Raw genomic sequence first — 22,059 nt, 5'->3', positions numbered from 1 at the left:
CGCACGGTGGCCCCGCCCGACCGACCTCGACCGGTCGCGTCGGGCGGGGCCCGGTGCCGCGGGTCAGCTGGTCTCGCCGGCCACGCTGAACGAGCGGAGGCGGTCGATCGCCAGGACGGTGAAGCCCACCGCGATCAGCGCGCTCATCACCGCGGCGACCGGCACCGACACGTCCGTGGCGAGCAGTTCGGTCGGCGCGATCCGGTCGGCGAGGGCGATCACGTACTGCTGGATGGAGAGCACCTTCGTGCCGCTCACGAAGTTGCCGAGCAACCCTTCCCAGATCAGCACGTAGACGAGGCCGAGCAGCACCGGTCGCCGGGTGAGCAGGCTGAGCGCGACGAAGAACGCGCAGTACGCCAGCGCCCCGATCGACGCGGCGGCGGCGAGCGCCAGACCGAGGCGTACCGAATGGGCGAGCACGCCCGCGACGTAGAGCGGCACGGCGACGGTGACCGCCGTGACGCCGGCGGCCACCGCCAGCTTCGGCAGGACGATCTGCCAGCGCGGCAGCGGCTTGGTCAGGATGTGCACCACCGTGCCGTCGTCGATCTCCGCGCCGAGCACGCCGGTGCCGACGATCAGCGCGACGACCGGCAGCACCACGGCCAGGCCGAGCCCGACCAGCACGGCGGGCCCCCACTCGCCCGGGTCGACGCCGAGGGAGCGGGAGAGGATCGCCAGGGCCAGGAGCAGCCCGGGCAGCGGGAGGAGCAGCAGGAACCGGCGCCTGCCGAACAGGCCGCGCGCGGTGATCCAGGAAACGGTCGACATCGTTCAGCTCCCCACCAGGTAGGAGAAGACGCTCTCCAGCGATTCGTCCTCGGGCGTCAGCGACCGGACCCGGAGGCTCCGGGCCAGCGCGATCTTCGGCAGCGCCCGGGTGAAGGCGCCGTAGTCGCCGGCCCGCACGGTCAGCCCGTCCCGGCCCAGTTCCACACCTGTCACCGACTCCTCGGCCATCAACGCGACCGCGAGGGCCCGGTCGTCGGTGGAGCGGACCCGGAAGACGTGCGGACGGTTGGTCATCAGCCGGCGGATGGTGCGGTAGTCGCCGGAGGCGGCCAGCCGTCCGGCGACCATCACCTGCACCGTGCCGGAGACCTGCTCGACCTCCTCCAGGATGTGCGAGCTGAACAGGATGGTCCGGCCGGCGTCGCCGAGGCGGTGCAGCAGGCCCATCATGTGCAGCCGCTGCCGCGGGTCCATGCCGTTGAACGGCTCGTCGAGCAGCAGCACCCGCGGGTCGTGCACCAGGGCGGCGGCCACCCGGGTGCGCTGCCGCATGCCCTTGGAGTAGGTGCCGATCTTCCGGTCCTGCGCGTCCTCCATCTCGACGAGCGCGATGGCCCGCCGGGCCGCCGCCTCCGGGTCGGGCAGCCGGTGCAGCTTGGCGCTGGCCAGCACGAACTCGTACGCGCTGAGGAAGGTGTGCACCGCCTCCCGCTCGCTGACCAGGCCGAGCCGCCGGTAGACCTCGGGGTTGCGCCAGGTCGGCGCTCCGTCGAGGGTGACCGCGCCCCGGGACGGGGAGAGGAAGCCGGCCATCATGTGCAGCAGGGTGGTCTTGCCGGCGCCGTTCGGGCCGAGCAGGCCGGTCACGCCGGGCCCGAGCCGCATGGTGACGTCGTTGACCGCCACCACGTTGCCGTACCAGCGGGAGACGCCGGCGAGGTCGAGGGTGGAGGCGGGGGTGGCCGGGGCCGCCGGTTCCGCGCTGATCGTGGTCATCGGGCGGCCACCTTCCGGTATCGCAGCAGCAGCAGGGTGACGCAGCCGGCCACCAGCAGCACGGCGGCGGCCACGTAGACCGGCCCGAAGCCGCCGATCTGATAGTCCTTGTTCCCACCGGGTACGAGCAGGTCGCCGAGGGTGTACTCGCCGACGGCGTGGATCAGGGCGGTGGGCGAGCCGAGCATCGACAACTCGTTGACCGTGCGGGACGGCATGATCGACAGGATGCCGACGATCGGGGCGGTCATCAGGAACACGGCCACGATGCCGCCGGCCGCGAACGCCCGCTTGCCGGTGAGCGAGGCGATGAGCAGCCCGACCGAGGCGAAGACCACCGCCCAGAGCGCCGCGTAGAGCAGGCCGGGCAGCAGGTCGAGCAGCTCGTCCCAGACCCCGCCCATCCCGTCCTTGGTCGTGAACGCGGCGCCCAGGAACATCACCAGCTGCGGCGCCCCGAGCAGCAGCCAGAGCGCGGTGGCCAGCGACCCGAGCTTGGCCAGCGCGTAGTCGCCGCGCGGCAGCGGGCGGGAGAAGTAGAGCGGCAGCACGCCGCTGTGCAGGTCGCGGGAGACCAGCTCCGGCCCGACCACCGCGACGAAGAAGATGACCAGCCAGCTCATCGAGTCGGCGAACTGGGCGTACGTCATGACGACCTGGCCGGTCTGGGTGCGTACCGCGGTCAGCCCGGCGGCGACGATCAGCACGATGCCCATCACCAGCCAGGGGAAGATCTTCGCCTTGGCGGACCGGCCCAGCCCGAAGGCGGTGCGCAGGCCGTGCAGGTAGAGCGCGCCGAACACGTGCCGGCGGCCGAGCCGCGGGCCGGTGTAGCGCTGGTAGCCGATGTCGTGGATGACGCCGGTCGGCTCAGACATGGCTGGGCTCCCTCGTGGCGAAGAGTTCGGCCACCCGGTGCCGCCGCTGGTCGAGCCGGTGCAGCGGCAGGTCCAGCTCGGCGACGGCGCCGATGATCAGGTCGTAGGTGCCGTCGTCGGCGAGCGGGACGAGCAGCAGCCGCCCCTCCCGGGACACCGGCAGGTCGAGCGCGGCGAGCCGGGCGGCCAGCTCGTCCGTGCCCTCGCTCACCTCGACGGCGAGCACGTCGGTGGCGGTGGTCATGGCGGAGATGCGGTCGGCGCGCAGCAGCCGGCCGCCGTCGATGGCGACCAGGGTGTCGCAGATCCGCTCCACCTCCCCGAGCAGGTGCGAGCAGACCACCACGGAGATGCCGAACTCGGTGCCGATCCGGTGGATCAGGGCCAGCATGGCGTCCCGGCCGGCCGGGTCGAGGCCGTTTGTCGGCTCGTCGAGCAGCAGCAGGTCGGGGTCGTGCACCAGGGCCTGGGCGAGCTTCACCCGCTGCTTCATGCCGGTGGAGTAGCCACCGACGGCCCGGTGCCGCTCCTCGTGCAGGCCGACGTGCCGCAGCGCCTCGGAGGCCCGCTCCCGGGCCACCGTGCGGGGCAGCCCGCTGATCCGGCCGAGGTGGGTGACCAGTTCGGCGGCGGAGAGGTCGGGCGGGAGGGCGTCGTGCTCGGGCATGTAGCCGACCCGGGCCCGGACGGCCGCGGGGTCGGTGGTGGGGTCGAGGCCGAGCACGGAGACCCGACCGCTGGTCGGGGCGAGCAGGCCCAGGAGGATCTTGATGAGGGTGGACTTGCCGGCGCCGTTCGCGCCCACCAGTCCGATGATCCCCGGCTCGACCGACACCGTGAGGTCGGCCAACGCGGTGACCCGGCCTCCGTACGTCTTGGTCAGCGACTCGGTCGCGAGCAGTGTCACGACGCCCAGCGTAGGAAGCCCGGGCCCCCCTGGACACAGGGAAACGCTCGGGGTTGCCCCTGATTCCGCCCGGACGGGTCGGTAAGGCTTCCGTAAGCGGCCGGACCGGTGACCGGGGGCCGCCGCGCCGGGAGACTCGACGCATGCCGATCCGCCTGCTACGCGCGCCGCTGACCTGGGTCGCGGTCGCCGTCCTCGCCGCCGGCGCGGCCGCCGGCCTGTACTGGTTCCAGCCGTGGAGGCTGGTCACCGACACCGAGGTGCACGAGGAGCTCACGGCGGTCTCCGCCGAGCCGGCGCCCCCGCCCGGCGCCGCCACGCCGTCCGCCGCCACGCCGTCCGCCTCCCCCGCGTCCACCGGGCCGGTGCTGGTCAGCCGGGGCGACTTCGTCAGCCACGAGCACGAGACCCGCGGTGCGGCCCGGATCGTCCGCACCGCCGACGGCCGGCACCGGCTGGAACTGGTCGGGCTGGACACCTCGAACGGTCCGGATCTTCAGGTCTGGCTGACCGACCAGCCCGTTCGCACCGGGCCGTCCGGGTGGCACGTCTTCGACGACGGCCGGCACGTGGCGCTCGGCCCGCTCAAGGGCAACCGCGGCGACCAGGCGTACGAGATACCGGCCGGGACCGACTTCACCGGGCTGACCAGCGTCTCGATCTGGTGCGAGCGGTTCGCCGTCTCGTTCGGCGCGGCCCCGCTCACCGCCGCCGGCTGACACGCCCCGCGACGGCCGGTTTGCCGGCCGGTGACCGGGAGGTGGAGTGGCGCTCTCGACCGATCGCCGGTGGGCTGAGAAACTGTGTGCCGGCCGGTGAGTTGGGGGTTCGATGAGCAACGGGTGGGTGCTGCCCGAGGACGTTTTGCGGGACGCGCCGGCGTACGCGCCAAGGCCCGCTGAGCTGGCCGATCTGGAGTTGCTGCTGACCGGGGCGTACGCCCCGCTGACGGGCTTCATGACGCGGGCCGACCTGGCCTCGCTGGGCCGGCGCGGGCGGCTCGCCGACGGCACGCCGTGGCCGGTGCCGGTGACGCTCCAGGTGCCGGCCGCGCTGGCCGACGGGCTGGTGCTGGACGACCCGCTGCGCCGGGCGCTGGTGCTCACCGACGGCGAGGGCGCCCCGGTGGCCGCCATGGACGTGACCGACGTCTGGCAGGTCCGCGAGGGCACGGCCGGGGTGGGCGGGGCGGTCCGCCGGCTGGGCGACGGCGGTCACGGGCCGTTCCAGCGGCTGCGGCGCAGCCCGGACGAGGTGCGGGGGCTGCTGCCCCCGGGGCGGGTGCTGGGGGTCTTCGCCGACCGTCCGCTGCACCGGCCGCAGCTCGCGCAGATCGCGCACGCCGCCCGCACGCTCGGCGCGCACCTGCTGGTGCTGATCCCGGCGGGCGAGGAGGCGATCGGCGGGCTGCCGGCCGAGGCGCTGGTGCGCAGCGTGTTCGCCGCCCGCGACCGGATGCCCCCGGCCACGCTGGTGGCGGTGCCGCTGGCGAAGCGACGCGACGAGATCAGCGACGCGCTGCTGCGGGCGCGGGTCGCCGCCGCGTACGGGGTGACCCACCTGCTCTCCACCGAGGGCATGCTCTCCGGGGCCGGCCTGCGGGTGCTCGTGCCCCGCGAACTGGCCTACGACAACCGGGACGGGCAGTGGCGCTGGCGGGAGGACATCCCGCCGCGCAACCGGCGGCTGGCGCTCAGCCAGGAGGAGATCGACGACCTGCTGGACCGGGGCTTCCCGCTGCCCGAGTGGCACACGCCGCCGGCGGTGGCCAAGGAGCTGGCCCGGGCCCGCCCGCCGCGCCGGCACCGCGGCCTGGTGATCTTCCTGACCGGCCTGTCCGGCTCCGGCAAGTCGACGATCGCCCGCGGCCTGGCCGACGTGCTCCGCGAGGGTGGCGACCGGACCATCACCCTGCTCGACGGCGACGTGGTGCGCCGCGAGCTCTCGGCCGGGCTGGGCTTCAGCAAGGCCGACCGCGACCTCAACGTGCGCCGGATCGGCTGGGTGGCCGCCGAGATCGCCCGGCACCGGGGCGTGGGCATCTGCTGCCCGATCGCCCCGTACGCGGCCGCCCGCGCCACCGCCCGCGAGATGGCGCAGGCCGCCGGTGCCGGCTTCCTGCTGGTGCACGTGGCCACGCCGCTGGAGGTCTGCGAGCAGCGCGACCGCAAGGGCCTGTATGCGCGCGCCCGGGCCGGCCTGATCACCGGGATGACCGGGATCGACGACCCGTACGAGGAGCCGACCGACGCCGACCTGGTGGTGGACACCACGGACATGACCGTCGAGGAGGCGGTGCAGCGGGTGATGGAACACCTCACCGAGACCGGCTGGGTGGAGCCCCGCCTCCAGCCCGCCTGATCCCGCACCACCGACCCACCGGCCGCCGCCGCCCCGCTCCCCGGGACGGCGGCGGTTCCGCGTCTGCTTCCGTTGTCCTCCGCTGCGCGGTAGTGTTCGTCTTTGTTGGAACGCGTTCGACCGCGTGGAGACGGGGTCGGGAGTCGGGAGGTGACGGCGGGTGCTGGCACGGCAGCGGCAGGCGGTCATCCTGGAACGGGTCCGCGCCGTCGGAGGCGTCCGGGTCACCGAGCTGGCCGCCGAGTTCGGCGTCTCGGACATGACGATCCGGCGCGACCTGGAGACGCTGCACGAGCAGGGCCTGCTCGCCAAGGTGCACGGCGGGGCGACGCTGGCCGGGCCCGGCTCGACCGACGAGCCCGGCTTCCGGGCCAAGTCGGTGCGGCAGTCCGGGGAGAAGGCGGCCATCGCCGACCGGGCCGCGCAGCTCGTACGCCCCGGCGCGGCCATCGCGCTCTCCGCCGGCACCACCACGGCCGAGCTGGCCCGCCGCCTTACCGACGTCCCGGGCCTGACCGTGGTGACGAACTCCCTGCCGGTGGCCGAGATCCTGCACGTCGGCGGCCGGCCGGACCAGACCGTGGTGCTCACCGGCGGGGTGCGCACCCCCTCGGACGCCCTTGTCGGCCCGCTGGCCGTGGCCGCGATCGGCGCGCTCCACCTGGACCTGCTCTTCCTCGGCGTGCACGGGATCAGTGAGCGCGCCGGCTTCACCACCCCCAACCTCATGGAGGCGGACACCGACCGGGCGCTGGTGGCGGCCGCCGACCGGCTCGTGGTGCTCGCCGACCACACCAAGTGGGGCACGGTCGGCATCTCCTCGATCGTCGGCCTGGACGCGGCGGACGTGCTGGTCACCGACGACCGGTTGGCACCGGACGCGCGACGGGTACTCGAGGACAGGGTGGGCGAGCTGGTGATCGTGGCGGGCACGGAGGGTGCGGAGTGAAGCGTACGCAGATCGAGCTGGCCGACGGCCGCGAGTTGATCTACTTCGACGAGCGGGACGACGCGGTCCGTGACCAGCCGGACCGGCGGGAGCTGCCCCCGCCGCCACACGCCTCGCAGCTCCGGTACGACCCGCTGACCGACGAGTGGGTGGCGGTCGCGGTCCACCGGCAGACCCGGACCTTCCTCCCCCCGGCCGACCAGTGCCCGCTCTGCCCCTCCCGGAGTGACCGGCTCAGCGAGATCCCCGCCCCCGACTACGACGTGGTCGTCTTCGAGAACCGGTTCCCGTCGCTCAGCCAGCGGGTCGCCGAGGAGCCGGCCGAGATCACCCCGTTCACCCCGGTCCGGCCCGGGCGCGGCAAGTGCGAGGTGGTCTGCTTCACCGACGACCACAACGCCTCGTTCGCGGGCCTGCCCCCGGCGCGGGTGCGCACCGTGCTCGACGCGCTGGCCGACCGCACCACGGCGCTGAGCGAGCTGCCCGGCGTCGAGCAGATCTTCCCGTTCGAGAACCGGGGCGTGGAGATCGGCGTGACCCTGCACCACCCGCACGGCCAGATCTACGCGTACCCGTTCGTCACGCCGCGGACCCGCACCATGCTGGCCGCCGCCCGCCGGCACTTCGCGCGCACCGGGGGCAACCTCTACGCCGACGTGCTCGCCGCCGAACGCGCCGCCGGCGACCGGGTGGTGGCGAGCAACGAGCACTGGACGGCGTACGTCCCGGCGGCGGCCCGCTGGCCGTTCGAGGTGCACGTGGCGCCGCACCGCCCGGTGCCGGACATCCCCGCCCTGGACGACGCCGAGCGGGACGCCTTCGGCCCGCTCTACCTGGACGTGCTGCGCCGCTTCGACGGGCTGTTCGACATGCCCATGCCGTACATCGCCGCCTGGCACCAGGCGCCGGTGCACGTCGACCGGGAGCTGGGGCACCTGCACCTGCAGCTGTTCAGCATCCGGCGCGCGAAGGACAAGCTGAAGTACCTGGCCGGCTCCGAGTCGGGGATGGGCGTCTTCATCAACGACATCGCCCCCGAGCGGGCCGCGGAACTGCTCCGCGCCGCCTGACCGCCCGCCCCACAACAGGGCGCGGGGGGCCCGGGACAGGGCCCCCCGCGAGGGAAGGGACGGCTGGCTGTGCGCGACAGCCGGGAAGGTTGGCTGATCGGCGCTCAAGGCGCGAGACGACCGCGGTCAACCTTCCTGGACGGGACTGGCATCACGTCCACCCTGTTCAACGAGGCGTGCCCGCCCCGGGTGACGCCACCGGCCGACACGACGGAGCCCCGCCGGCCAGGCCGGCGGGGCTCCGGTGCGAACCGTGACGGTCAGGCCGACAGCTTGCGGGCCAGGTTCTCGTCCAGCGCGTTCATGAACTCGTCGGTGGTCAGCCACGGGGCGTCCCGCGAGATGAGCAGCGCGAGGTCCTTGGTCATCTGGCCGCCCTCGACGGTCTCCACGATGACCTGCTCCAGGGTGTTGGCGAACTCGGTGACCGCCGGGGTGTTGTCCAGCTTGCCCCGGTGGGCCAGGCCCCGGGTCCAGGCGTAGATCGAGGCGATCGGGTTGGTCGAGGTCTTCTCGCCCTTCTGCCACTGCCGGTAGTGCCGGGTGACGGTGCCGTGCGCGGCCTCCGCCTCGACGGTGCGGCCGTCCGGGGAGAGCAGGACGGAGGTCATCAGGCCCAGCGAGCCGAAGCCCTGCGCGACGGTGTCGGACTGCACGTCACCGTCGTAGTTCTTGCAGGCCCAGACGTAGCCGCCCTCCCACTTGAGCGCGGCGGCGACCATGTCGTCGATCAGCCGGTGCTCGTACGTGATGCCGGCGGCCTCGAACTCCGACCGGAACTCGTTCTCGAACACCTCGGCGAACAGGTCCTTGAACCGGCCGTCGTACGCCTTGAGGATGGTGTTCTTGGTCGACAGGTAGACCGGGTACTTGCGGTCCAGGCCGTACCGGAACGAGGCCCGGGCGAAGTCCCGGATCGACTCGTCGTAGTTGTACATGCCCATGGCGATGCCGCCGCCCGGGAAGTTGGCGACCTCCATCTCCATCGGGGCGCCACCGTCGGCCGGGGTGTAGGTGATCGTCACCTTGCCCGGGCCGGGAACGACGAAGTCGGTCGCCTTGTACTGGTCACCGTGCGCGTGCCGGCCGATGACGATCGGCTTGGTCCAGCCGGGGACCAGCCGCGGCACGTTCGACATGATGATCGGCTCGCGGAAGACCACGCCGCCCAGGATGTTGCGGATGGTGCCGTTCGGCGACCGCCACATCTTCTTCAGGCCGAACTCCTCCACCCGGGCCTCGTCCGGGGTGATGGTGGCGCACTTGACGCCGACGCCGTGCTCCTTGATGGCGTTCGCGGCGTCGACGGTGACCTGGTCGTCGGTCGCGTCGCGGTTCTCAATCGACAGGTCGTAGTAGTGCAGGTCGACGTCGAGGTACGGCAGGATCAGCTGCTCCCGGATCTGCTTCCAGATGATCCGGGTCATCTCGTCGCCGTCGATCTCCACGACCGGGTTGTTTACCTTGATCTTCGCCATCGGCCGGCGCTCCTCTCGGGGGACACGTGCTCAAGCAGTACGAGCGTACTGGAAACTGACCGGGGCTCCCCAGCCGGCCTCACCCCGCGGGAAACGGGGTCGCCCGGGACGGGCCGCGGTGACATCCTTCCCGGATGCCGCTGACTCACACGGTCGGGTCTATCACGGTCACCGCCCTGGTCGACGGGGCGGGTCCCTTCTTCCAGCCGCGCGCCGAGGCGTTCCCGGACGCCACCGTGGAGCAGTGGCGCGAGGCCGACCTGCGGGACCCGGACAGCGTCACCCCGGACGGCCGCTGGTGGCTGCCGTTCCGCGCGTTCGCGCTGCGAGCCGGGGACGGGCCGGTCACCCTGGTGGACGCCGGGATCGGCCCGGCCGACGCGCTCGCCGCGAGCTGGGCCCCGGTGCCGGGCCGGCTGCCGGCCGAGCTGGCCGCCGCCGGCATCGACCCGGCGGACGTCCGCACCGTGGTGCTCACCCACCTGCACACCGACCACATCGGCTGGGCGGGCCCGCTCTTCCCGAACGCGGACCACCTGGTGCAGCGCGCCGAACTGGCCGCGCTGGAGCTGTTCCACCCCGAACTGCCGGCCCGGCTCCTGGGGCCGTTGCGCGCCGCCGGCCAGCTCCGGGTGGTCGACGGCGACATGACCCTGTCCCCAGGGGTACGCGTGCTGAGCACGCCCGGCCACACCCCCGGCCACCAGTCCGTGCTTGTCGACGACGGCACCGACCGCCTCCTGGTGACCGGCGACCTCCTGGTGCACACCCTCCAACTGCTCGACCCGACGCTGGCCTACGCCCACGAGGAAAACCCGACGCAGGCAGCAACGACCCGCACCCGCCTGCTGCGCGCCGTAACCCCGGCAACCCTGGCCACCCCCCACCTGGGCAACCCCTTCACCCCCCACCGTGACCCCCACCCCACCCCCGCCCAGCCCCGGTGATCATGAAGTTATTGCCACGACACGCCGAGGCGGGTGGCAATAACTTCATGATCAACCGGCCGGGGGTGGGGCCGGGATGTGCGGAGGGGCGGGTCGGCGTTGGCCGGCCCGCCCCTCCGGGGTGGTTCTGGGGTCACATGTTGGCTACGTCGGCCTGCTTGGCGCGGACGGCCTCGGCGGCCTCCTTCAGGGCGGCCAGCTCGTCGGCGTCCAGGTCGGTCTCGACGACCCGCTTGACGCCCTCGGCGCCGATCTCGGCCTCGACGCCCAGGTAGACGCCGGAGATGCCGTACTGCCCGTCGACCCAGGCGCAGACCGGCATGACCTCGCCGGAGTCCTCGGCGACGGCCTTGGCCATCCGGGCGGCGGCGGCCGACGGGGCGTAGTACGCCGAGCCGGTCTTCAGCAGCGCGACGACCTCGGCGCCACCGTTGCGGGTCTTGACGACCAGCTCCTCGATCTGCTCGGCCGGCATGGACTCGCGCAGCGGCTTGCCGTTCACGGTGCTCTTCGACGGGACCGGGACCATGGTGTCGCCGTGCGAGCCCAGGGTCAGGGTCTTCACCGACTTCACCGGCACGTTCAGCGCCTCGGCCACGAAGTTGGTGAACCGGGCGGTGTCGAGCATGCCGGCCTGGCCGAGCACCCGGTTCTTCGGGAACTGGGTGGCGAGCTGGGCCAGCGCGGTCATCTCGTCGAGCGGGTTGGAGACGACGATGACGACGGCGTTGGGGGCGTACTTGGCGACGTTCTCGGAGACCTGGCGGACGATCTTGGCGTTGGTCTCCAGCAGGTCCATCCGGCTCATGCCCGGCTTGCGGGGCAGGCCGGCGGTGATGACGACGACGTCCGAGCCCTCGATGGCCTCGTAGCCCTCGCCGTTCGGGCCGGTGGTGACGCCGACGACCTTGGTCTCGAAGCCCTCGACGGCGCGCGACTGGTTGAGGTCCAGCGCGAGACCCGCCGGCTTGCCCTCCACGATGTCGGTGATCACGACGGTGTCGAAGACGTCGTACTCGGCCAGGCGCTGTGCGGTGGTGGAGCCGTAGAAGCCGGCCCCGACGACAGTGACCTTCTTACCCATGGTCGTCCCACTCCCTGATACCAGTCGGTTTTCCGGACCGTATCAGCCATCCTGGCACCGATCGGGCCAGGGGCGGACGGTTATGACGTGCCTGGGCGACTCAGTGCTGCCGCTCGGCCCGCTCGACGACGTTTGTCAGCAGCATGGCCCGGGTCATCGGGCCGACGCCGCCCGGCATCGGCACCAGCTTCCCGGCCACCCCGGCGACCTCCGGGTCCACGTCGCCGGTGTAGCGGCCCTTGCCGTCGGCCCCGATCACGCGGGTGATGCCGACGTCCACCACTGTCGCGCCCGGGGTGACCATGTCGGCGGTGAGCAGGCCCGGCACGCCGGCCGCGACGATCACGATGTCGGCCTCCCGGGTGTGCGCGGCGAGGTCGAGCGTGCCGGTGTGGCAGAGCGTCACGGTGGCGTTCTCGCTGCGCCGGGTGAGCAGCAGGCCGAGCGGGCGGCCGACGGTGTTGCCCCGGCCGACCAGCGCCACCTTCGCCCCGCGCAGCGGCACGTCGTGCCGGCGGAGCAGCTCGACGATGCCGCGCGGGGTGCAGGGCAGCGGGGCGTCGTAGCCGAGCACGAGCCGGCCCAGGTTGACCGGGTGCAGGCCGTCGGCGTCCTTGTCCGGGTCGATCAGCTCCAGCGCCCGCTGGGTGTCCAGGTGGGCCGGGAGCGGCAGCTGGACGATGTAGCCGTGGCAGCCCGGGTCGGCGTTCAGCTCGGTGAGCACCGCGTCGAGCTGCTCCTGGGTCGCGTCGGCGGGCAGCTCCCGACGGATCGAGGCGATGCCCACCTCGGCGCAGTCCCGGTGCTTGCCGTTGACGTACGCCTGGGAGCCGGGGTCCTCCCCGACCAGGACCGTGCCCAGCCCGGGGGTGATGCCGCGCTCCGCCAGCGCCTTGACCCGTGCCCGCAACTCGTCCTTGATCTCCGCCGCGGTCGCCTTGCCGTCCAGGATCGTCGCCGTCACGACTGGATCGTCTCACGCCCCGAGCCCGCGGGGCCGACGACGGTGAACGGTGACGAACCGTGACGTGGGGATAGTCACCGAGAGTGACCATCTGTGTATCGCGCCACAGCCGGATCGGGACGGCCGATGCCAGGCGGGACGGCCAGGACGGCGGTCGCAGACTCACCGGAAGTGACGGCGACGGGCCCGGGGCGGCACAACGCGGCGGTCGGGAAGGCCATGGTGGCAGCCCTTGAACCGCTCGCGCCTTACCAGAACCGGCCGGCGCCGACAAGCCGTGTCGGCACGTTCCGTTATCGCTTCGCAACGCACTCGTTGTCGACCGGGCCGACCGCGACCTACCGTTACCGATCGTTGCGCAGCGTTACCCAGCGCCGGGCCTGACTGCGCAGCGTGAGGAGATGAGGAGAGTCCATGCGTGTTCGTAGACTCGCCGCCTGGACCGCCCTCCCGCTCGTGGTGACGCTGGGCCTGGCGGCCTGCGGCAGCGGTGGGAACGGCGGATCGAGCGGCAGCGCCCAGGATGCGGCGGTCAGTATCCAGATTTCTGAGCCGCAGCACCTGGTTCCGACCAACACCACCGAAACGTCCGGCTCGCAGGTGCTCGCCGGCCTGTTCAGCCCGCTCGTCGACTACGACGCGCAGAACAAGCCGTACGAGGTCGCGGCCCAGTCGGTGACGCCGTCCGACAACAACAAGGTCTGGACGATCAAGCTCAAGGACGGGTTCACCTTCCACAACGGTGAGAAGGTCACGGCCGACGACTACATCAACGCCTGGAACTACGGCGCGTACGCGCCCAACGGCCAGGGCGCCAGCTACTTCTTCGAGAAGATCGCGGGCTACCAGGACCTGCAGGGCGAGAAGCCGAAGGCCAAGACGATGTCCGGCCTGAAGAAGGTGGACGACCTGACCTTCCAGGTGACGCTCGCCGAGCCGTACATCGACTTCAAGTCCATGCTCGGCTACACCGCGTTCTACCCGCTGCCGGAGGCCGCGTTCTCCGCGCCGGGCGTGCTCAACGACTCGTACGAGCAGGCGCCGATCGGCCAGGGCCCGTTCAAGATGAAGGGCACCTGGCAGCACGACAGCAAGCTCGACGTCGAGCGCTACGACGCCTACCCGGGCGAGAAGCCCAAGGTGAAGGACGTCGAGTTCCGGGTCTACCAGCAGCTCACCGCGGCGTACTCGGACCTGCAGTCGGACAACCTCGACGTGCTGCCGACGATCCCGACCGAGAACCTGAGCACCGCGCCGACCGACCTGGGCGACAACTACCAGACCAGCCCGATGTCGTCGTTCCAGTTCCTGGCCTTCCCCACCTTCGAGAAGGACTACAGCAACCCGGACGTGCGCAAGGCGATCTCGATGGCGATCGACCGTGACGAGATCACCAAGTCGATCTTCAAGGGGTCGCAGCAGTCGGCCCGCTCGTTCGTCTCGCCGGTCCTGCCGGGCTACCGGGACAACACCACGGGCGCCGCGGGTCAGTTCAACCCGGCCGAGGCCAAGAAGCTCTACCAGGCCGCCGGCGGCCCGTCGAAGATCACCATCTCCTACAACGGGGACGGCGGTCACAAGGACTGGGTCGACGCGACCTGCAACCAGCTCAAGGCCAACCTGGGCGTCGACTGCGTCGGCTCGGCCGAGCCGAAGTTCGCCGACCTCCTGACCAAGGTCGAGAAGAAGCAGCCGGTGGGTCTGTTCCGGATGGGCTGGGTCATGGACTACCCGTCCATGGAGGACTACCTCGGGCCGCTGTACAGCACCAACGGTTCGTCGAACTACTACGGCTACAGCAACCCGGAGTTCGACCGCCTGGTCAAGGAGGGCTCGGCCGCGCCGACCCAGGCCGAGGCGATCAAGAAGTACCAGCAGGCCGAGGACATCCTGGCCAAGGACATGCCGGTGATCCCGCTCCGCTTCGGCGAGAACGTGTACGGGCACTCCAGCAAGGTCAAGAACGTCCAGATGGACCTGTTCCAGCGGGTCAACCTCGTCAAGATCGAGGCGGCCAGCTGACCTGACCGCGGCACGGGCCACCCGGGGCAACCCGGGTGGCCCGAGCACGTGGCAGGTCCGGACCGGAGGGCAGGCTCGCCAACTTCCGGTACGCCAGAGATGTCATCCAGCGCACCATTTGCGTTTTTCCAGAGAGACTGGGAAGCATGTTCCGCTTCATCCTGCGGCGCCTTCTGCAGATGGTCCTCGCGTTCTTCGGGACCACGCTGATCGTCTACGCGCTGATGTTCGCCGGGCAGGGCGACCCGATCCAGGCCCTCGCCGGGGAGCGGCCGGTGACGGCGGCCCAGCGGGCATACCTGACGCAGAAGTACCACCTGGACCAGACCGGCGTGGGCGGCTTCTTCTACCGTTACCTCGACTACGTCAAGAACCTGCTCCAGGGCGACCTGGGCCAGTCGCTCACCGGCCGGCAGATCGGCGACATCCTTCAGCAGGCCTGGCCGGTCACCGTGCGGCTGGCGCTCATCGCGCTGGCCGTGGCCATCATCTTCGGCGTCACCGCCGGCGTGATCGCCGGCATCCGCCGGGCCAGCATCTTCGACAACTCGACGCTGGTGCTCACCCTGCTGGTGCTGGGCATTCCGACCATCGTCCTGGCACCGATCGCGCAGTACTTCCTCGGCGTCAAGTGGCAGCTCTTCCCGCCCACCGCCGGGGCCCAACCGAGTTTCTACGCGCTGCTGCTGCCCGGCATCGTGCTCGGCTCGCTGTCGCTGGCCACCGCCCTGCGGCTGACCCGCACCTCGGTGGCGGAGAACCTGCGCGCCGACTACGTCCGCACGGCCCGGTCGAAGGGCCTGGTCAAGCGCCGGATCGTCAGCGTCCACGTGCTGCGCAACTCGCTCATCCCGGTGGTCACCTTCCTCGGCGTCGAGCTGGGCAACCTGATGAGCGGCGCGATCATCACCGAGGGCGTGTTCAACATCCCCGGCGTCGGCTTCAACCTGTTCCGCGGCATCCGCACCGAGGACGGCCCGCTGGTGGTCGGCATCGTCAGCGTGCTCGTCGTGGTCTACCTGATCTCCAACCTGGTGGTGGACGTGCTCTACGCCGTCCTCGACCCGAGGATCCGCTATGAGTGAGCGCAGCGAACGAATCGACAACGCAGTGTGGTCGCTCGTGACCGCGCCGAGCCGAGCGAGGTGCGGGCATGAGTGACTTTGAGACTGTCGCGTCGACCGAGGACCAGGCCGCGCGGCGGGGTGTCTCCGGTGAGCCCGCCACCCCCGGCCGGATCGGCGCACCCCAGCGGGCGCGCAGCCTGGCCGGCGACGCCTGGCGGGACCTGCGCCGCAACCCGATCTTCTGGATCAGCCTGGGCCTGGTCGTGCTGTTCACCGCGATGGCCGCCGTGCCGTCGCTGTTCACCGCCAACGACCCGCGTGACTGCCTGCTCTCCCGGCAGCACGCCGGGCCGTCCGGCGGGGCCGTCTTCGGGTACGACTTCCAGGGCTGCGACGTCTACGCCCGGGCCGTCTACGGCACCCGGGCGTCGCTACTCGTAGGTGCCCTCGCCGCGCTGGCCACCGGCGTGATCGCGCTGGTTGTCGGCATGCTCGCCGGCTACTTCGGCGGCTGGGTGGACGCGGTGCTCTCCCGCGTGATCGACATCGTGCTCGGCATCCCGCTGCTGCTCGCCGCGATCGTCCTGCTCAAGCGGCTGAGCACCAGCAGCGACAATGTCCGACTGTTCGCGGTGATCTTCGTGCTGGCGGTGCTCGGCTGGACCACCGCGGCCCGGGTGATCCGCTCCTCGGTGATCACCGCCAAGGAGCAGGACTACGTCTCCGCGGCCCGGATGCTCGGCGCCCGCAACGGCCGGATCATGTGGCGGCACATCCTGCCGAACGCGCTCGCCCCGGCGATCGTGGTGCTCACCATCGCGCTCGGCTCGTTCATCGCGGCCGAGGCGACGCTGAGTTTCCTCGGCATCGGCCTGAAGGCCCCGACCATCTCCTGGGGCCAGGACATCGACACGGGCCGCATCCACATGCGGGAGGCGGCGACCCCGCTGATCGTCCCCTCGGCCTTCCTCGCGCTGACCGTGCTCGCCTTCATCATGCTGGGCGACGCGATCCGCGACGCCTTCGACCCGAAGCTGCGGTGACCTCATGACCCAGTCCGCGGTCCGGCCCACGCCGGCCTCCCCCACCCCGCCCGGCGGCCACCTGCTCGAGGTACGGGACCTGCACGTCGAGTTCCGCACCCGCGAGGGCGTGGCCAAGGTGATCAACGGGGTGACGTACCACCTCGACGCGGGCGAGACCCTGGCGGTGCTCGGCGAGTCCGGCTCCGGCAAGTCCGTGACCGCCCAGACGATCATGGGGATCCTGGACACTCCCCCGGCGCACGTCACCTCCGGCCAGATCCTCTACCAGGGTCGGGACCTGCTGACCCAGTCCGAGGAGCAGCGCCGGCAGGTGCGCGGCAAGGAGATCGCCATGATCTTCCAGGACGCGCTCTCCGCGCTGAACCCGGTCTTCCCGGTCGGCTGGCAGATCGGCGAGACACTGCGCCAGCGCGAGGGGATGTCCCGCGCCGACGCCCGCCGGCGGGCCGTCGAGCTGATGGACCTCGTGAAGATCCCGGCCGCGGTGAAGCGGCTCGGCGACTACCCGCACCAGTTCTCCGGCGGCATGCGGCAGCGCGTCATGATCGCCATGGCCCTGGCCCTGGACCCGAAGGTGCTGATCGCCGACGAGCCCACCACGGCGCTCGACGTCACCGTGCAGGCCCAGATCATGGACCTGCTGGCCGACCTGCGCCGCGACCTGAACATGGCGATGATCCTGATCACCCACGACCTCGGCGTGGTCGCCGGCGTCGCGGACCGGATCGCCGTCATGTACGCCGGCCGGATCGTCGAGCACGCCCACGTGCGCTCGCTGTACCGGGCGCCGGCCCACCCGTACACCAAGGGGCTGCTGGAGTCGATCCCACGCCTGGATGTCCGCGGCCAGGCGCTGTCGACGATCAAGGGGCTGCCGCCCAACCTCATGCGGATCCCCTCCGGCTGTCCGTTCCACCCCCGGTGCCCGTACGTGCAGCAGGTCTGCGTGGACGTGGTGCCGCACGACCTGGTCCTCGGCGACGGCCGGACCAGCGCGTGCCACTTCGCGCAGGAGGTCCGTGATGACAGCGCCCGCTAGCCCGACGAAGGTGCGCGGCGAGACGATCCTCTCGGTCGACAACCTGGTCAAGCACTTCCCGATCAGCCGGGGCGTGCTGTTCCAGAAGCAGATCGGCGCCGTCAAGGCGGTCGACGGGGTCAGCTTCGAGCTGCGCCGCGGCGAGACGCTCGGCGTGGTCGGCGAGTCCGGCTGCGGCAAGTCGACACTGGCCCGGCTGCTCATGCGGCTGGAGACGCCCACCTCCGGCCGGGCCACCCTGGAGGGTCGGGACCTGTTCAAGGCGTCCGGGTCGGAGCTGCGCCGGCTGCGCCGCAACATGCAGATGGTGATGCAGGACCCGTACACCTCGCTGAACCCGCGGATGACTGTCGGCGACATCATCGGCGAGCCGTTCGAGATCCACCCGGACGCGGCGCCGAAGGGCAGCAAGCGGCAGCGGGTGCAGGAGTTGCTGGACGTGGTCGGGCTCAACCCCGAGCACGTCAACCGCTACCCGCACCAGTTCTCCGGCGGCCAGCGGCAGCGCATCGGCATCGCCCGGGCGCTGGCCCTGCGCCCCGAGGTGATCGTCTGCGACGAGCCGGTCTCCGCCCTGGACGTCTCCATCCAGGCCCAGGTCATCAACCTGTTGGAGCAGCTCCAGGACGAGTTCGGGCTGTCGTACATCTTCATCGCGCACGACCTGTCGGTGGTCCGGCACATCTCGGACCGGGTCGCCGTCATGTACCTCGGCAAGATCGTGGAGATCGGCACCGAGGAGGAGATCTACGAGCGGGCCACCCACCCGTACACCCAGGCGCTGCTCTCCGCGGTGCCGGTGCCCGACCCGGACGCCCGCGAGGACCGCAACATCATCCGGCTGACCGGCGACGTGCCCAGCCCGGCCGACCCGCCCTCGGGCTGCCGGTTCCGCACCCGCTGCTGGAAGGCCCAGGAGGTGTGCGCCACCCAGGAGCCGCACACGGTGCGCCGCGCGGCGGACCCGCACCCGTCGGCCTGCCACTTCGCCGAGGTACGCCCCGGCGCCTGAGCCCCGGCACGACGGAGGCCCCGTCCCCCGGAGGAAGGGGGGACGGGGCCTCCGCACAGGTGGCCGGTCAGAGCTGGGCGAGACCGAACGCCCAGATGCCGCGGCCGTGGGTCGCGACGTAGATCGAGTTGTCGGCCGCGTTGTACTCGACGTCCATGCCGACGGTCAGCGGCAGGCCGGCGCCGAGCCGCTGCCAGTCGGTGGCGCCGGGCGCGCGGTAGAACGTGGCGAGGTCGGTGGCGAGCACCAGCGCGCCGGTGGACAGTTCCTTGATCGAGCTGGCCGGCACGTCCGGCAGATTCGCCGACACGTCCTTCCAGGTCGCGCCCGCGTCGGTGGTCTCGAAGACGTGGCCGTAGCCGGCGCCCGGACCCTCGGTGAACCGGCGGGAGAAGCCGTTCACCGCGACGAAGGCGTGCGACGGGTTCGCCGGGTCGATCCCGACGCCCTGGAGGAACCGGTTGGGGAAGTCACCCGGCAGGGTGACCTGGTGCCAGCTCGACGGGTCGGTGACCTTGCCGACGGCGAGGCCCCGGGCGAACCCGGCGTTGTTGCACGGGCCGCACCAGCCGACGTACGCCGTCCCGCCGGACACCGCCACCGAGGTGGCCGTGTGGCCGGCGCCCAGGTTGAACACGTTGGTCCAACCCTTGCCGTCCTTGATCGAGTAGCCCTTGGTGTTGACCCACACGTGCTGGCCGCCGGCGACCCAGACGTTGGCGTCGTGGTCGTCCGGCGCGAACGGCGCGATGAACCGGGCCGGCTCGTCGCCCGGCGACGAGGTGTACGGCTGGATGTCCCGCGAGGTGGAGGTCTCCGCGGTGCCCGGGCCGGGGTTGGCGTTGCAGTTCTCGGTCACCCGCATGGCCAGGTTGGTGTACTCCTGGACCTGCCGGCAGCCGTTCGCCGGGTCGGCCTGGGAGTCGCCGCCGTCACCGCCGAAGTGCGAGCCCATCACGGTGTCGCCGGGGCGCAGGATCGAGGTGCCGTTGTCCTGGAGACCGCCGGAGACGATGGTGCCGGCCTTCGCCGGGTCCCGGCCCAGCGCCACCGAGTAGTACTGGAGCGCGTCGATGGTCCCGTCGTTGAGGCTCTGCCAGTCGGTGGCGTGCCCGTCCTTGTCGGTCTTGCCGTGCACCGGCCGGCGGTAGACGCCACCGTCGTTGCCGACGTAGACGAACCCGTTGCCGACCGCCACCGAGTGCTGGTCGGAGTGGGTGGTCTTGCTGCACTTGTTCTGCGCGTCGTAGATGTTCCAGCAGGCGAAACCGAAGTTCCAGTACGGACCCACGGTCTTCCAGTTGGCGCCCGCGTCGTACGACTCGTAGACCTCCTCCAGGCCGGCCCAGACGTGGTTCGGGTCGGCCGGGTCCACCGTGAGGAACTGGTTGTACCAGGCCTGGATGCCCGGGCCGTAGCCCTTGCCGATCACCGTCTGCTTGAGGGCCGAGCCGGAGTTCCCCAGCTTCGACGAGTCGGCGATCTTGCTCCACGGGCCGGCGGGGTTGCCGTTGTTGGAGACGTAGATGCCGTCCAGGTAGCTGTTCACGTTGCCGGCGGGCTTGTTGAGCAGCTTCGGCGACTGGTTGATCGCGTACAGCTTGCCGCCGTCGGCGGAGAACGCGAAGGTCACGTACCCGATGTCGTCGGCCGGGATGGAACCGGTCGGGTTGACCTTGGCCCAGCCACCGGCGGTGTAGTCGGCGGTCTCGTAGAAGCCGTTGTACGTGTCGCCCGAGCGCCACGCCGAGGCCACCACCACGTGCTTCGCGTTGCGGGGGTCCCCCGCCACGTCGTTGACGATGTTCTTGTACGCCGCGTTCGCCTCACCGGCGTTGGCGCCGCCCGGCAGGTAGCTCGGGTTCGGCGCGAACTCCAGCTTCCAGGACCCGGACCCGCTGCTCATCGCGTGCGAGAACAGGCCCCGGTTGGTGGCCGCCCAGACCTTGCCGTCGAAGAAGCGCAGCTTGTTGATGACCGTGCTCTCCAACTCGGACCCGCCGACCCGGTCGGTTGCCTTGAAGGCGCCGGTCCGCGGGTCGGCCAGCCGGTAGACGCCGGCGCCCACGAACGAGGTGGCGCCCGTGTTCCCCTCACCGGTGGCGTACCAGAGCGACCCGTCCGCGGCGAGCACGACGTCACCGCTGGACAGGGTGGGCAGCGCGTCCGCGATCGGCGTCCAGCTCCCGCCGCCGGTCGAGGAACGCCACACGCCACCGTCGGCGCCGGCCGCGTACACGAACCCGTTGTTGTCCGCGGCGAGGCCCGTCATCCGGCCGGTGACCAGGCCGGCGCCGCCCGAGGAGTTGGACGCGTAGTCGCGGTAGCGCGGGTCGTCGCCGTCGTACTTGATCTTCGTGACCTCGCGCCAGGTGCCCTTGGTCGCCGGCAGCGCGTTGAGCTGGCTCAACGCGTTGGCGTACGCCCCCGGTGCGACGATGCCCGGCGCGTAGCGGGCCTGGGCGAACTGCTCGGCGATGGTGCGGGCCTCGAAGGCCTCCTCGCCGGCCTCCTCCGACGACTCGCCGGCCGCCATCTCCATGAACTCCCTGGGGTGCCAGGGCATGTTGGCGCCGGGTTCCTCGGCCAGGCCGAGCTTCTCCTGCACCTCGTGGTTGGTGGCGACGACGCCACCGAGCGCGACGGTCAGCACCAGCGCGCCCGCGATTGTCGCCGGCTTGCGCCAGCGGAGTGTGGACATGTGAATCCTCCCGGATTCGAGGGGGTACCGGGCCGGCGGCCCGGGACGGAAGACCAGGGACGGGTGGCGCGACGGCGCCTACCGGTGGGCGGACGGACAACCGTCCGAGCGGGACCCCGCGCGGCGGAACACCCGGACGGACCTCGGGTCCCGTACGGCGGGCGACGCGGGCAGGGTCAGGCGGAGGCCGGTGGGCCGCGGGTGGCCAGGGTGCCGCGCGGCGGCAACGGGTGGGCCGGCTCGGGGCGGTGGATCGCGACGGCCACCCGCTCCCGCGTGCCGGCGACCCGCGGGGGCGCGGCCGGAACGACGTCGTCGGGTCCGTCGCCGGCGGTGACGCCGGCGCGGTGGTCACCGCAGGGCCCGCCCGAGAACTCCGTCCACAGCTCCGTCGGGGCGTGGCCGGGCGTGCGGGGCGCGCCGGCGGCAAGGGGGTCGCCGGCGGGGGCGGGACGGTCCGGCGGAGTGACATCCGTGTCGACGGCCTGTCCGTCCGGTGGAAGGACGGCGTGGCCGACGTGGTGGATCGACAGGTGCGCGGCGGTGACCACCGCGCCGGGCCGGTGGCTCTCCGGGCAGGCGGGCGCGCCCAGGCCCGCCAGGACGAACGCCAACGCGGCCACGACGGTGCTCAACCGGTCGAATGCGCGCATGGGCAAACCTGTCCGAGGCGGGAGGGCGCTCGAGCGGGCGGCGCGGCGGCCGCGGGGCGGGAGCGGATCGAGCAGAGAACGGGAGGGGTCGATCGCTTGCTGCGGGACAACGCTAGCAACAACTTTCACAACCCGGCAACGGTCGACCCT

19 protein-coding genes are annotated in these 22,059 nt (G+C 71.7%); 10 read left to right on the top strand and 9 right to left on the bottom strand.

From position 1 onward, the window contains the following. Positions 1–63: 63 nt before the first annotated feature. From GA0070603_RS24255 to GA0070603_RS24240, 4 genes are read right to left on the bottom strand one after another with little or no spacing between them, the layout of a single operon-like run. Positions 64–774: an ABC transporter permease gene (locus GA0070603_RS24255; RefSeq protein WP_091318271.1), complete on the bottom strand. Its 711-nt coding sequence runs from the start codon at positions 772–774 to the stop codon at positions 64–66. Positions 775–777: 3 nt separating this feature from the next. After that, positions 778–1,731, bottom strand: coding sequence for an ABC transporter ATP-binding protein (locus GA0070603_RS24250; protein WP_091318269.1), 954 nt, complete (start codon positions 1,729–1,731; stop codon positions 778–780). Beyond that, positions 1,728–2,609 (bottom strand): ABC transporter permease, encoded by an 882-nt coding sequence (locus GA0070603_RS24245; protein ID WP_091318266.1) that lies wholly within the window; start codon positions 2,607–2,609, stop codon positions 1,728–1,730. The genes GA0070603_RS24250 and GA0070603_RS24245 overlap by 4 nt, the downstream gene beginning before the upstream one ends. Further along, positions 2,602–3,516: an ABC transporter ATP-binding protein gene (locus GA0070603_RS24240; RefSeq protein ID WP_091318264.1), complete on the bottom strand. Its 915-nt coding sequence runs from the start codon at positions 3,514–3,516 to the stop codon at positions 2,602–2,604. The genes GA0070603_RS24245 and GA0070603_RS24240 overlap by 8 nt, the downstream gene beginning before the upstream one ends. Positions 3,517–3,659: 143 nt before the next feature. Here GA0070603_RS24240 and GA0070603_RS24235 point away from each other — a divergent pair, with 143 nt between their 5' ends. From GA0070603_RS24235 to galT, 4 genes are all read left to right on the top strand, one after another. Next, positions 3,660–4,235, top strand: coding sequence for a DM13 domain-containing protein (locus GA0070603_RS24235; RefSeq protein WP_091318261.1), 576 nt, complete (start codon positions 3,660–3,662; stop codon positions 4,233–4,235). A gap of 112 nt (positions 4,236–4,347) precedes the next feature. Next, entirely contained in the window at positions 4,348–5,877 is a 1,530-nt protein-coding gene (gene cysC, locus GA0070603_RS24230; protein ID WP_091318258.1) for an adenylyl-sulfate kinase, read from the top strand. A 160-nt stretch (positions 5,878–6,037) separates the two neighbouring features. Then, positions 6,038–6,826: a DeoR/GlpR family DNA-binding transcription regulator gene (locus GA0070603_RS24225; RefSeq protein WP_091318256.1), complete on the top strand. Its 789-nt coding sequence runs from the start codon at positions 6,038–6,040 to the stop codon at positions 6,824–6,826. Beyond that, positions 6,823–7,896, top strand: coding sequence for a galactose-1-phosphate uridylyltransferase (gene galT, locus GA0070603_RS24220; protein WP_091318254.1), 1,074 nt, complete (start codon positions 6,823–6,825; stop codon positions 7,894–7,896). The genes GA0070603_RS24225 and galT overlap by 4 nt, the downstream gene beginning before the upstream one ends. A 260-nt stretch (positions 7,897–8,156) precedes the next feature. On the opposite strand, the gene GA0070603_RS24215 is transcribed toward galT, so the two are convergent. Further along, positions 8,157–9,374, bottom strand: coding sequence for an NADP-dependent isocitrate dehydrogenase (locus GA0070603_RS24215; RefSeq protein ID WP_091318251.1), 1,218 nt, complete (start codon positions 9,372–9,374; stop codon positions 8,157–8,159). Positions 9,375–9,508: 134 nt separating this feature from the next. Here GA0070603_RS24215 and GA0070603_RS24210 point away from each other — a divergent pair, with 134 nt between their 5' ends. Further along, positions 9,509–10,321 carry an MBL fold metallo-hydrolase gene (locus GA0070603_RS24210; protein ID WP_091318249.1) on the top strand — a complete coding sequence of 271 codons (813 nt, stop codon included), beginning with the start codon at positions 9,509–9,511 and terminating at the stop codon, positions 10,319–10,321. A 133-nt stretch (positions 10,322–10,454) separates the two neighbouring features. On the opposite strand, the gene mdh is transcribed toward GA0070603_RS24210, so the two are convergent. Continuing rightward, entirely contained in the window at positions 10,455–11,405 is a 951-nt protein-coding gene (gene mdh / locus GA0070603_RS24205) for a malate dehydrogenase (RefSeq protein WP_091318246.1), read from the bottom strand. A 100-nt stretch (positions 11,406–11,505) separates the two neighbouring features. After that, the gene (locus tag GA0070603_RS24200; protein ID WP_091318243.1) at positions 11,506–12,369 is read right to left on the bottom strand and encodes a bifunctional methylenetetrahydrofolate dehydrogenase/methenyltetrahydrofolate cyclohydrolase; all 864 of its coding nucleotides are present in this window, start codon (positions 12,367–12,369) and stop codon (positions 11,506–11,508) included. A 414-nt stretch (positions 12,370–12,783) separates the two neighbouring features. On the opposite strand from GA0070603_RS24200, the gene GA0070603_RS24195 reads away from it, so the two are divergent. The 5 genes from GA0070603_RS24195 (at position 12,784) to GA0070603_RS24175 (ending at position 18,555) form a co-directional block, all read left to right on the top strand. Further along, positions 12,784–14,391, top strand: coding sequence for a peptide ABC transporter substrate-binding protein (locus GA0070603_RS24195; protein WP_091318240.1), 1,608 nt, complete (start codon positions 12,784–12,786; stop codon positions 14,389–14,391). Positions 14,392–14,537: 146 nt separating this feature from the next. Further along, complete coding sequence (locus GA0070603_RS24190; protein ID WP_091318238.1) at positions 14,538–15,476, top strand: ABC transporter permease; 939 nt, start codon at positions 14,538–14,540, stop codon at positions 15,474–15,476. Positions 15,477–15,544: 68 nt separating this feature from the next. Further along, on the top strand, positions 15,545–16,501 hold the full coding sequence (locus GA0070603_RS24185; RefSeq protein WP_091318236.1) for an ABC transporter permease: 957 nt from the start codon (positions 15,545–15,547) through the stop codon (positions 16,499–16,501). 4 nt (positions 16,502–16,505) lie between these two features. Beyond that, complete coding sequence (locus tag GA0070603_RS24180) at positions 16,506–17,543, top strand: ABC transporter ATP-binding protein (protein WP_091318234.1); 1,038 nt, start codon at positions 16,506–16,508, stop codon at positions 17,541–17,543. Then, on the top strand, positions 17,527–18,555 hold the full coding sequence (locus GA0070603_RS24175; RefSeq protein ID WP_091318232.1) for an ABC transporter ATP-binding protein: 1,029 nt from the start codon (positions 17,527–17,529) through the stop codon (positions 18,553–18,555). Before GA0070603_RS24180 ends, GA0070603_RS24175 begins: the two co-directional genes overlap by 17 nt. Positions 18,556–18,622: 67 nt before the next feature. Here GA0070603_RS24175 and GA0070603_RS24170 read toward each other — a convergent pair whose 3' ends face one another. Further along, positions 18,623–21,256, bottom strand: coding sequence for a beta propeller repeat protein (locus tag GA0070603_RS24170; RefSeq protein ID WP_208862943.1), 2,634 nt, complete (start codon positions 21,254–21,256; stop codon positions 18,623–18,625). A gap of 176 nt (positions 21,257–21,432) precedes the next feature. Continuing rightward, complete coding sequence (locus GA0070603_RS24165) at positions 21,433–21,909, bottom strand: hypothetical protein (RefSeq protein WP_091318230.1); 477 nt, start codon at positions 21,907–21,909, stop codon at positions 21,433–21,435. Positions 21,910–22,059 lie beyond the last annotated feature (150 nt).

Origin of the sequence: Micromonospora chersina, assembly GCF_900091475.1 — a bacterium.
Classification (GTDB): Bacteria; Actinomycetota; Actinomycetes; order Mycobacteriales; family Micromonosporaceae; genus Micromonospora; species Micromonospora chersina.
This window is presented reverse-complemented; position numbering and strand designations above follow the sequence as displayed.